Here is an 11,462-nt window from a genome sequence, read left to right as displayed (position 1 = left end):
CGATGACGACCTCCCCCTGCCCGCCGATCAGCGATGCCGACTGGCCCGAGGCCATCGCCGAGATGAAGGGTGGTTTCGCCACCGCGCTCAATGTCTACCGCACGATGGCGCATCACCCGGCGCTGCTGAAGGCGTGGGCGCCCTTGCGCCAGCATGTCGTCAAGGACAGCGCGCTCGGTCCGGTGCGCTCAGAGGTGGTGATCCTGCGCGCGGCGCACCGCATGGGCTCGCCCTATGAATGGGCGCATCATGTCAGCCGGGCGCGGGTGCTCGGCATGAGCGACGCCCGCATCGCTGCGCTGTGCGGAACTCCCGAGGGCGAGGACGGGCTGATCGTGCGGGCGGTCGATGCGCTCTTCGACGACAGGCGTCTGTCGCTCTCCCTCGAAGCCGAACTCGCCGCGGCGATCGGGCGCGAGGCGGTGTTCGACCTGATCGCGACCGTCGGCTTCTATTCGGTGCTCGGCTACATGCTGATGACCTACGAGACGCCGATCGATGGCGCGATTGCGACCGAGATGACCGAGAAGCCGCTGGGCACTGTCTAGCCGCACGCGGATGGCACGGAACCACGACGTCATTGCGAGCGCAGCGAAGCAATCCAGGGGGCTGGGCTGAACGGCTACGACCCAGTCCCCCTGGATTGCTTCGTCGCTTCGCTTCTCGCAATGACGGTGCAACCAAATCGTGATCCATAGTCATGGAGTTGGCGAAGCTTCCGGGCATCGTGTAACCCGGCCCGATCGGGCCGACGCCGAGCGCCCGGCCGCAAGACGGGAACAACATGTCCGACGACGATTACATCTATGACGAGGCGACCGGGGAATGGCGCCCGGCCTCGGAAGTGAAGCAGGCGGCCGCTGCTGCCGCCGCTCCGGTGGTGCGCGATGCCGCCGGCAATGTGCTGGCCGACGGCGATTCCGTCGTTTTGGTCAAGGACCTCAAGGTGAAGGGCGCCAACCAGACCCTGAAGCAGGGCACGGTGATCCGTACGATCCGTCTGACCGAAAATGTCGAGGAGATCGACTGCCGCCACGACACGATCAAGGGCCTCGTGCTGCGGACGGAGTTCGTCCGCAAGCGCTGAGTTTTCGGGCCGGCGCCTACCAGAGGCGCGGCCCCTCCATCGTCGAGACATGGGCGGCGATCACCTTCCAGCCCAGGTCGGGAAAGCGCACCCAGCTCTGGCTCTGCCGGCCGATCACATCGCGCCCGCGCACCTTGAATTCCAGGTTCACCGTGGCGATGTCGCGGCCCAGCGTCAGGATTTCCAGCCGGACCCGCTTCTCCTTGATCCCAGGCCCCGGCGGGCGGGCAACGCGATGGCCGTGGATCTCCTGGAAGCCATAGCCATTCTCGTGCAGGGCGTAGCGGATCGTGTAGGGGCTGTTCCAGAAGGTCGCGTCGAGGACATCAACGTTCTTGTCTATCAGGGCCTGCTCGTAACGTTCGAACAGGGCGCTGATCTCGGCCACGATCTCGGGAATATTCGGGGTCAGGTCGGTCATGATGATGCGGCCTCCATGGCCTGTGCGACGGCAATGAGGCTGGCATCCGTGCCGCGCCCGCCGATGATGGACAAGCCGACGGGCGCACCGTCGACCAAGGCGCCAGGCAGGTTGACCTGCGGGTGGCCGGTGAGACCGCCCTGTGCGCAGAGGCAGGTGATGCGGTCGCGCATCGGCCGGAGCGTGGGCATCGGCAGGCCGCGCAAGGGCGCCGGGAAGGGCGTCGTCGGCAGGCACAGGATCGTATCGGCTGGCAGGAGATAACGCAGCCGCGCGCGGGCTTCCTCGCGCATCAGGGCGGCCCAGTTCTGCTCGGCCACCGGAACCTGCGAGCCTGCGATCAGCCCTGCCGCGACGCTGAAGGCCATGCGCGGATTGTCCCGCTCGATCCAGGGGCGGAAGGTCTGCCAGGCCTCGACCGGCTGCAGGCTGCGCTGCGCGCGGGCCCAGACCGACAGGCCCTGCGGCGCCATGATCTCGTCGCGCGGCGTTGCGCCGAGCACGTGAGCGAGCCGCTCGACCATCGGCTTCAGTGCTTCCGCGACCTCCGAGTCAGCGAAGCCGAAGGCGTCGACGGCGACCAGCAATTTGGTCGGTAGCGGGCCGGGCGCCTCGCCGAGCAGCACCGTGCCGACGCGGGCGAAGGTTGCGGCGTCGCGGGTAAACCAGCCGGCGGTGTCCGAGCTCGGCGCCTGCGGCATCAGCCCGGTCAGGTCGAGCCGGCCATGGGTCGGCCGGATGCTGTAGAGCCCGCAAAAGCTGCCGGGCACCCGCATCGAACCGCCGGTATCTGTGCCCAATGCAGTGTCGCAGAGTCCGGCGGCGACGGCCGCGGCCGAGCCGGAGGAGGAGCCGCCCGGCACGCGATCCGGGGCTGCTGTGTTCAGCGGCGTGCCGTCGAAAGCGTTCTCGCCGAGGATGCCGAGCGAGACCTCGTCGGTGATGGTCTTGCCGACGAATTCGGCGCCGGCATCGAGCAGGGTCTGCACCGCCCAGGCATGGTGCTTCGGGGCGGGATTGACCTTGCCCCAGTCATGGTTGCCGCCGCCGGTTGGCGTGCCTGCGACGTCGAACAGGTCCTTGACGGCGAAGGTCAGCCCATCGAGCGAGCCGCCGGGCCGGCCGGGGATGCGAATGCGCGGGCCGGGCACGAAGGCGTTGACGCGATCCTGCATCACGGCCTCGGCGATCGTGTTTCGCCCAGGAAGATCGGTCGGATCGGCATCGGCACGGCTTTTTATCCTTCGTGGTGTTCGGCCTATCGTTCGGGTGGCAGCCTAAGCAGGTTTGCCGCTGCTGCAAACGGCGAGATGCCGGCTTGCCACGCTATCGATCATCGGGAACCTTTTGCGGTCTGCGCCATCCGATGCGGCGAGGGGGACAGATCATGCCATCCATTCCGACGGTCGCGCACGATGCCGGTGCCGCCTCGCCGGACGATCTCGACCTTGCCCGTCGCGCGGGCGCAGGCGATCCGCAGGCCTTCCGCACGATCATGACGACGCATAACCAGGCGCTCTACCGCATCGCGCGGGCGGTGATCCGCAACGACAGCGAGGCCGAGGACGTGGTGCAGGAGGCCTATGTCCGGGCCTTCAGCCATCTCGACAGCTTTCGCGGCGAGGCGACGCTTTCGACCTGGCTGTCGCGCATCACCCTCAACGAGGCGCTGGGCCGCCTGCGCCGGAAGAAGCGGGCGGACAAGGCATTGCGCGCCGCGGACCCGGGCGTTCCCGCGCAGATCATCCCCTTTCCCGGCAGCACCAGCGGCGACGATCCGGAGCGAATGATGGCGCAGCGGCAGATCCTGCAACTGGTCGAGCGCGCGACCGACCATCTCCCCGATGTCTATCGCGGCGTGTTCATGGCGCGGGTGGTCGAGGGGCGCAGCGTCGAGGAGACCGCGGCGCTCCTCGATATCCGGGCGGAGACGGTCAAGACCCGGCTGCACCGGGCGCGGCTGCTGGTGCGCAGGGAGCTGGAACAGCAGATCGGCCCGGTGCTGCTCGATGCCTTCCCCTTTGCCGGCCAGCGCTGCGAGCGTTTGACGGCCGCCGTGATGAAGCGGCTCGGCATTGCGGGCTGATTGGCCGGGAGCGCTTTTGGACTTCAGGGCGCCGGACGGGTGGTAGCGGGCCGGAGGGCGCCCGGTTCCTGCGCGATCAGAAAATCTGCCTGGGCCTCGGTCTCGACCGCGGCCGCGTCATGCTCGCGGCGGATCTGCGCGATCGCGTCGGCCGCGCCGGCCCCGTTCTCGACCAGCAGGAGCGCGGCGATAGTGCCGGTGCGGCCGAGGCCGGCGCGGCAATGGATTGCCCAGCTCTCACCTTCGCGCAGGCGGCGCGCCAGGTCGAGCTTGCGCCAGCCCGCCATGAAGATCGCATCCGGCACGCCGTAATCGGGGATCGGGAGATGAGCCCATTGCAGACCGGCTGCGCTTATGGCGTTGGCGAAGCCGTCCGGAAATTCCTTGGCTTCTACGAGGCTGAGCAGGCCGCGCGCGCCCAGGCCAGCGAGCCGCGACAGATCTTCTGTTAGCGCCATTCGCGATGCGGCATCGTCGAGCGTCTCCTTGCGCCGGCCGGGACAGGGGCCGAGCAGGAGCGCGCCGACGAAGCCGGGGAGGTTGAGACGGGAAATGGAAGGCGCCGGGCCGTGCAAGCAATCCTCCAGATGGCGGAAGGGCCGGGTACTTTACCTGTCGCATCGTCTTTGCACGAGCCGCTGGGCAACCTGCTGCTTGTCGGGTGCAAGGTGAAATGTCGGGACGAATCGGGGCGGCGTTCAGCGGAGCGGAAAAGAGACGGGTCTATTCCGCGACATCATAAACAATGCGCTTCGAATGCATTGGCCAGGGGCTGTTCGCGCGTGCCATCCTCGCCGGATCAGGGGAGCGTTCCGGCGCTCCGGTTCGGCGGAGACCGGCGTGCCAGACGATTACAGCACCCTCTACGAGGCGGTTGAGCCCTATCGGTCCTTGCGACTGCCGGTCGGCGACGGACATGAGCTTCATGTCGATGAGAGCGGCAATCCCGACGGCATCCCGGTCGTCTTCCTGCATGGCGGCCCTGGCGGCGGCACCAAGCCGGCCCAGCGCAAGACCTTCGACCCCTCCGCCTTCCGGATCGTGACCTTCGACCAGCGCGGGGCCGGGCGCTCCAGCCCTCTGGCCGAACTCACGGGCAATACCACGCAGGCGCTGATCGCCGATCTGGAGCGTATCCGCGAGCATCTCGGCATAGAGCGCTGGTTGGTGACCGGTGGTTCCTGGGGGAGCTGCCTCGGCCTCGCCTATGGACAGGCCCATCCCGAGCGCTGCCTCGGTTTCCGCCTGCACGGCATCTTCATGGCCGAGCGCGCCGAGATCGACTGGTGGTTCCACGGCTCGCGCACGATCTTCCCGGACCATTGGGAGACCTTCGCCAATTTCGTGCCGGAGGCGGAGCGCGGTGACCTGCTCGGCGCCTATTACCGCCGGCTCACCGGCCCCGATCGCGAGCAGCAGCTGGCGGCTGCCGTCGCCCTGCGCACCTTCTCGGGGAAGACCCAGACCTTCCTGCCCGATGCAGAGCATGTCGCGGCGCTGACCGCGCCGGATGCCGCGCTCGCGCTCGCCCGAATCTTCACGCATTACTGCGTCAACGGCGCCTTCCTTGAGCCCGGCCAGTTGCTGCGCGACGTCTCGCGCATCCGGCATCTGCCGGCCGAGATCGTGCAGGGGCGCTACGACATCGTGACGCCGATGTGCACGGCCTGGCGCCTGAAGACGGCCTGGCCAGAGGCCCGCTTCACCATCGTGACCGAGGCCAACCACGCGGCGACGCCGAACGCGCCGGCCCTGTCTCTGGCGCTGCGCGATGCGACCGACCGCCTGCGCGATTCGATGCTGGCCCTCGCGGCCTGAAGGAACTGCCATGTACGAAGCCGCCAGCCAGATCCGCCTGGGCATCGAGCCCTATCTCGAAATCCGCAGCGCCAAGAGCCCGGCGGTCGCGCCGGATGGCGAGCTTCTCGCCTATCTCAGCGACGAAAGCGGTACACACCAGATCTGGCTCCGGCCGCTTGCCGGGGGGGCGCCCTGGCGCCTGACCGATATGCCGGAGCCGGTCGGCGCGATCGCCTTCAACCCGAAGAGCCGCGACCTGCTGTTTACGATGGATTGCGGCGGCGACGAGCGGCATCAGCTCTGGCTCGTGCCGGGCGCCTCGGGCGTGCCGCAGCCGCTGACGGACGACTCGACCGTGGTGCATGTCTGGGGCTGCTGGGCGCCGGACGGGCAGCGCATCGCCTTCGCCTCGAACGCGCGCGACCGCGAGCATATGGACATCTATGTGATGGACATGGCGACGCGGGCGGCGCGGCGCGTCTTCGAGGGCAGCGGCTATCGCGAGGCTGTGGCCTTCTTCCCGGACGGGCGCTCGCTGCTGGTCGCGGACGCCACCCATGCGATGAACGACCAGGACCTCTACCGGCTCGATCTCGAAAGCGGGGCACGAGAGGCGCTGCTGCCGCATGAAGGCCGCGCCCGCTATGCCGCGAACCGCATGAAGAAGGATGGCAGTGGCTTCTTCACCATCACCGACCAGGGCCGCGAGTTTCTCAGCGTCGCCTTCTCAGCGACTGACGGCACGCTGAACTGGATCGTCGAGCGCGACGGACAGGATATCGAGGCGGTGGCGCTGGCGCCGGACCTGAACCGCCTTGCCTATGTCGCGAATGACCGCGGTTGGAACCGCATCTTCGTGCGCGAGATCGCCGGTGGAGCGGAGTTCGAGGTCGAGGGGTTTCCGGCCGGCTCGATCGGCTCCGTCGCCTGGCTGCCGGATGGTTCCGGGCTCGTCTTTCCGCTCGACGGCTCGACGGCGTCGCCGGATATCTGGCGCTTCGACATCGCCTCGAAGCAGGTCAAGCGTCTGACGGATGCCTCGAAGGCCGGGCTCGATCAGGCCACATTCGTCGAGCCGACGGTCGCGAGCACCAAGAGCTTCGACGGGCTCGAAGTGCCGTTCTTCGTCTACCGGCCGCGCGGCAAGGTGCCGGAAGGCGGCTACCCGGCGGTGGTCGTGGTGCATGGCGGGCCGGAGGCGCAGTGGACCCCGATCTTCCGGGCAGACCTGCAGTTCTTCCTGAGCCAGGGCATCATGGTGATCGCGCCGAACGTGCGCGGCTCGACCGGCTATGGCCGCAGCTATCACCATCTCGACGACAAGCACCTGCGCATGGACAGCGTCGCCGATCTTGGGGCGGTCAGGCTCTGGCTGCGCGAGCAATCCGATGTGAACGATGACCGCGTCGCCGTCTATGGCCGCTCCTATGGCGGCTTCATGGTGCTGGCGGCGCTGACCGAGCAGCCCGAACTCTGGAAGGTCGGGATCGAGTTCTACGGCATCGCCAATTTCCTGACGCTGCTGGAGACGACCGGGCCGTGGCGGCGCTATCTGCGCGCCGTCGAATATGGCGATCCGGTCGCGGACCGCGAGAACCTGATCCGCTTCTCGCCGATCCACAAACTCGACCAGATCCGCGTGCCGCTCTTCATCGCGCAGGGTTTCGACGACCCCCGCGTGCCGCCGGGCGAAAGCGAGATGGTCTATTCGGTGCTGCGCGGCCTGGGCCGTCCGGTCGAGTATGTGCGCATCCCGCATGAGGGCCACGGCTTCGCCCGGATCGAGAACCGCCGCACCGTCTTCGGCGGCGTGGCCCGTTTCCTGCGAGAGCATCTGTAGAAGGAATAACCAGCCATGCAGAATTCCGAGATCATCTGGGAGCTGGTCGATGCGAAGCGGCAGCCCTTCGAAGCGCTGAGCGACCGCGTCTGGGGCATGCCCGAGATCGCCTATACCGAGTACCGCTCGGTCGGCGAGCATATCGCCATGCTCAAGGAGCAGGGCTTCCGCATCACCGAAAACGTGGCGGGAATTCCGACCGCCGTGATGGGTGAGGCGGGCGAGGGCGGCCCGGTCATCGCCATCCTCGGCGAGTACGACGCGCTGCCGGGCCTGAGCCAGGAGGCCAATATCGCCGAGCCGAAGCCGGTCGAGGCCGGCGGCCACGGCCATGGCTGCGGCCACAACATGCTGGGCTCGGCCGCGCTGCTGGCGGCGACCGCGGTGAAGGACTGGCTCGCCAAGACCGGGCGGCCGGGGCGGGTGCGCTATTTCGGCTGCCCGGCGGAAGAGGGCGGCGCGGCCAAGGCCTTCATGGTGCGCGCTGGGGCCTTCGACGATGTCGATGTCGCGATCTCGTGGCACCCGGCTACGATGACCAAGGTCGATGACGCCATGTCGCTGGCCAATACCCGGATGGATTTCCAGTTCACCGGCCGCGCCTCGCATGCTGCCGCCGCGCCGCATCTCGGCCGCTCGGCGCTCGATGCGGTGGAGCTGATGAATGTCGGCGTCAACTACATGCGCGAGCACGCGCCGTCCGATGCACGCATCCACTATGCCTATCTCGATGCCGGCGGCATTGCGCCGAACGTCGTGCAGGCCTCGGCCAAGGTGCGCTACGCCATCCGGGCGCGCGACCTCGCCGGTATGCTGGAGCTCAACGAGCGCGTGAAGAAGATTGCCGAGGGCGCGGCGCTGATGACCGAGACCACGGTCTCGATCTCGATTATGAGCGCAGTCTCCAACATGCTCGGCAACACGCCGCTGGAAGATGCGATGTTCAAGAACATCGACCGCCTCGGCCCCGTGCCCTTCGATGCGGCCGACAAGGCCTATGCGGCCAGGATCCAGGCGACGCTCGGCCCGGCCGATATCCTCAACGATTACCGCAAGACCGGCATCGCGCCGCGCGAGAACACGCCGCTCTGCGATTTCGTGGTGCCGCAGGGCACGCGCGGCGTGCCGATGATCGGCTCGACCGATGTCGCCGATGTGAGCTGGAAGGTGCCGACCATCCAGGCTAGGGTCGCGACCCATGCCATCGGCACGCCCGGCCATTCCTGGCAGATCACGGCGCAGGGCAAGGCGCCGGCGGCGCATAAGGGCATGGTCCATGCCGCCAAGATCATGGCGGCGACCGCCGTCGACGTGATCAGTGACGAGACGTTGTTGGCGCGCGCCAGGAAGGATCATCAGGAGCGGGTGACGCGGACGCCCTATGTCTGCCCGATCCCGGCGGAGGTGAAGCCGCCGATCAAGCCGCGGCCTCAGGCCGCCTGAACCGGGAAACGCGTGGGCGGACCAACGCGTTTCCAATCGAACAACAACCAAGGAGCGGGATCGAGATCATGGCCGACCGAAACGACGAGACCGGAACGAGGCGCCGCCTTGCCGGGCGCGGGCTCCTCTCGGCTGCTGCGGCCGCTGCCCTCTGCGCCGGCGCGGGAGCGGCCGTCGCTGCGACCCCGAAGAACGCGCTGGTGATGGCCTGGAACGTCGATGCGATCAGCACCTTCGATCCCGCCCAGGTCGGCGAGGTCGTCACCAACGAGATCCTGCAGAACACCTGCGATACGCTGGCCGATTTCGATCCGGCCGACGAACGCAAGGTCGTGCCGGGCTTCGCCGAGCGCTGGGATGTCTCGCCGGACCGCAAGGAGATCACCTTCCACCTGCGCAAGGGTGCGAAGTTCCCCTCGGGCAATCCCGTCACGGCCGAGGACGTCGCCTGGTCGATGCACCGCGTCGTCAAGCTGAACTTCGGCAATGCGGCGACGCTGACCGAGTACGGCTTCACCAAGGACAATGTCGAGCAGACCATCGTCGCGGGCAACGACACGCTCACGCTCAAGCTGGACAAGCCCTATCCGACGACGCTCGTGCTGCAGGCGATCGCCGCCAACCGGGTCTCCATGATCATGGACAAGAAGACCCTGATGGCGAACCAGCAGGGCAGCGATCTCGGCAACAAGTACCTGGCCACGCGCACGGCCTGCGTCGGCCCCTACAAGCTGACGCGCTGGAATGCCGGCGAATCGATCGTGCTGGAGGCGAACGAGGGCTATTGGGGCAAGGCGCCGGCCCTCAAGCGCATCCTGATCCGCCATGTCGCGGAGCCCGGCACCCAGCGCCTGCTGCTCAGCCAGGGCGATGTCGACGTGGCGCGCGACCTGACGCCGGAAGATCTCAAGGACCTCGAAAGCTCCAAGGACGTCTCGATCATCAAGGTGCTCCGGCCGCAATTGTTCTACTGGGGCTTCAACGTCGCCGATGGCCCGTTCTCCAAGGAGAAGGTGCGCCTCGCGATGCGCTACCTGATCGACTACGAGGGCCTCGGCAAGACGGTGATGACCTATCTCGGCGTGCCGCGCGCCAGCTTCGCCCAGCTCGGCGCCGTCGGCGCCCTCGACGAGAAGGAGGGGCAGCCCTTCAAGCTCGATCTCGACAAGGCCAAGCAGCTCCTGACCGAGGCCGGCTATCCCGATGGCTTCGAGGCGAGCGTGCTGTTCGGCACGCTGCCCCATGCCAACCCGATCGCCCAGAGCGTCCAGCAGAACGCCGCCAAGGTCGGGGTCAAGCTCTCGCTCGAACGCATGGCCAATGCCCAGCTCTTCAGCAAGGTGCGCGGGCGCGAATACCAGTCGGCGATGCTGGCCTGGCAGACCGGCGTGCCGGATGCCCATGGCAACGCTTCGCGCCTCGTCTTCAACCCCGACAACCGGTTGGAAGCCAAGCAGACCCAGTACCCGAGCTGGCGCGCCGCCTACCAGGATCTCGAACTGAACAAGCAGATCGACGCCGCCCTGCTGGAGCCGGATACGGCCAAGCGCGACGCGCTCTATGCCTCGATCCAGAAGGATGTGATGGCCAAGGGGCCGATGGCCTTCATGTTCCAGATGAACAGTGTCGCCGGCGTGCGCAAGGACCTGAAGTCGTGGACCTGGAACGGCTTCCGGACCTATTACGAGCTGGCGACCAAGTAAGGCCGTCGCGATGTCCCGGACCGTCGCGTCCGGCCTGAGCACCGAGCCGGGGCGGAACATCCTTCCGTCCTGGCTCAGGGCATCCGGCCGAATCCTCGTCTCCTTCGCCGTGACCCTGCTCGGGCTGGCGGCGCTGACCTTCTTCATCGGCCGCCTGCTGCCGCTCGACCCCGTCGTCGCCGTGCTCGGCGACAACGTGACCCAGGAAGCCTATCAGGCGATGTACAGGCAGCTCGGTCTCGACCAGCCGCTTTATGTCCAGTTCGGCCGCTATCTCTGGGGCGTGCTGCATCTCGATTTCGGGATGGCGCTGACCACCGGCAAGCCGGTGATGGCTGATATCGCCCGCGTCTTCCCGGCGACGATCGAGCTCGCCAGCGTGGCGATCGTGATCGGGACGAGCCTTGGCATCCCGCTCGGCGTGCTCTCGGCGATGTATCGCGGCTCCTGGCTCGACCAGATCGTCCGGGTCGTCGGGCTGATCGGCTATTCGGCGCCGAATTTCTGGCTGGGCCTGATGGGGCTCGTGCTGTTTTACGCGACGCTGGGCTGGGTCGGTGGTCCCGGCCGCATCGATTTCACCTATGAGTTCGATCTCGAACCCGTCACCGGCTTCCTGCTGATCGACGGTCTGCTCGCCGGTAACTGGGAGATGTTCGGCAATGCCGTGTCGCATATCGTCCTGCCGGCCTCGATCCTGGCCTTCAGCTCGCTCGCCTATATCAGCCGGATGACCCGCAGCTTCATGATGGAGCAGCTCGGGCAGGAATATGTCGTGACGGCGCGGGTGAAAGGCCTGTCCTGGGCGCGCACGGTCTGGGGTCACGCCTTCCGCAACATCGCCGTGCAGGTGGTGACGGTGGTGGCACTGTCCTACGCCTTTCTGCTTGAAGGCGCGGTATTGACCGAGACGGTCTTCGCCTGGCCGGGCTTCGGCCGCTACCTGACCAACGCGCTTCTCGCCGGCGACATGAACGCGGTCGTCGGCTGCACGCTGCTCGTCGGCGTCATCTTCGTCACGCTCAACCTGTTGTGCGACCTGCTCTACCGGGTCTTCGACCCGCGGACCCGCTGAGAGATGG

11 protein-coding genes are annotated in these 11,462 nt (G+C 67.2%); 8 read left to right on the top strand and 3 right to left on the bottom strand.

Annotated elements, in window-relative coordinates:
• The first annotated feature begins 2 nt into the window (after positions 1–2).
• Positions 3–548: a carboxymuconolactone decarboxylase family protein gene (locus ACWIEX_RS19105; protein ID WP_454034545.1), complete on the top strand. Its 546-nt coding sequence runs from the start codon at positions 3–5 to the stop codon at positions 546–548.
• A 236-nt stretch (positions 549–784) separates the two neighbouring features.
• Positions 785–1,087, top strand: coding sequence for an alkylphosphonate utilization protein (locus ACWIEX_RS19100; protein WP_454034544.1), 303 nt, complete (start codon positions 785–787; stop codon positions 1,085–1,087).
• 16 nt (positions 1,088–1,103) lie between these two features.
• Here ACWIEX_RS19100 and ACWIEX_RS19095 read toward each other — a convergent pair whose 3' ends face one another.
• Both ACWIEX_RS19095 and ACWIEX_RS19090 read right to left on the bottom strand, forming a co-directional pair.
• Positions 1,104–1,508, bottom strand: coding sequence for an AtzH-like domain-containing protein (locus tag ACWIEX_RS19095; RefSeq protein ID WP_454034543.1), 405 nt, complete (start codon positions 1,506–1,508; stop codon positions 1,104–1,106).
• Positions 1,505–2,683, bottom strand: a complete 1,179-nt coding sequence (locus tag ACWIEX_RS19090; RefSeq protein ID WP_454034542.1) for an amidase — start codon at positions 2,681–2,683, stop codon at positions 1,505–1,507. The genes ACWIEX_RS19095 and ACWIEX_RS19090 overlap by 4 nt, the downstream gene beginning before the upstream one ends.
• Positions 2,684–2,895: 212 nt before the next feature.
• On the opposite strand from ACWIEX_RS19090, the gene ACWIEX_RS19085 reads away from it, so the two are divergent.
• Entirely contained in the window at positions 2,896–3,594 is a 699-nt protein-coding gene (locus ACWIEX_RS19085) for an RNA polymerase sigma factor (RefSeq protein ID WP_454034541.1), read from the top strand.
• Between the two features lie 23 nt (positions 3,595–3,617).
• Here the strand turns inward: ACWIEX_RS19085 and ACWIEX_RS19080 are convergent, their stop codons facing one another.
• Entirely contained in the window at positions 3,618–4,169 is a 552-nt protein-coding gene (locus ACWIEX_RS19080) for a phosphatase domain-containing protein (protein WP_454034540.1), read from the bottom strand.
• Positions 4,170–4,434: 265 nt separating this feature from the next.
• Here ACWIEX_RS19080 and pip point away from each other — a divergent pair, with 265 nt between their 5' ends.
• The 5 genes from pip to ACWIEX_RS19055 all read left to right on the top strand — a co-directional run bounded on the left by pip (position 4,435) and on the right by ACWIEX_RS19055 (position 11,455).
• Positions 4,435–5,412, top strand: coding sequence for a prolyl aminopeptidase (pip, locus tag ACWIEX_RS19075; protein WP_454034539.1), 978 nt, complete (start codon positions 4,435–4,437; stop codon positions 5,410–5,412).
• A 10-nt stretch (positions 5,413–5,422) separates the two neighbouring features.
• Entirely contained in the window at positions 5,423–7,234 is a 1,812-nt protein-coding gene (locus tag ACWIEX_RS19070; RefSeq protein ID WP_454034538.1) for a S9 family peptidase, read from the top strand.
• Between the two features lie 15 nt (positions 7,235–7,249).
• Positions 7,250–8,677 carry a M20 family metallopeptidase gene (locus tag ACWIEX_RS19065; RefSeq protein ID WP_454034537.1) on the top strand — a complete coding sequence of 476 codons (1,428 nt, stop codon included), beginning with the start codon at positions 7,250–7,252 and terminating at the stop codon, positions 8,675–8,677.
• A 68-nt stretch (positions 8,678–8,745) separates the two neighbouring features.
• Positions 8,746–10,380, top strand: a complete 1,635-nt coding sequence (locus ACWIEX_RS19060) for an ABC transporter substrate-binding protein (RefSeq protein ID WP_454034536.1) — start codon at positions 8,746–8,748, stop codon at positions 10,378–10,380.
• 10 nt (positions 10,381–10,390) lie between these two features.
• The gene (locus tag ACWIEX_RS19055; protein ID WP_454034535.1) at positions 10,391–11,455 is read left to right on the top strand and encodes an ABC transporter permease; all 1,065 of its coding nucleotides are present in this window, start codon (positions 10,391–10,393) and stop codon (positions 11,453–11,455) included.
• The last annotated feature ends 7 nt before the right edge of the window (positions 11,456–11,462 follow it).

It is taken from the genome of Allobosea sp. NPDC055353 (assembly GCF_053644975.1).
This window is presented reverse-complemented; position numbering and strand designations above follow the sequence as displayed.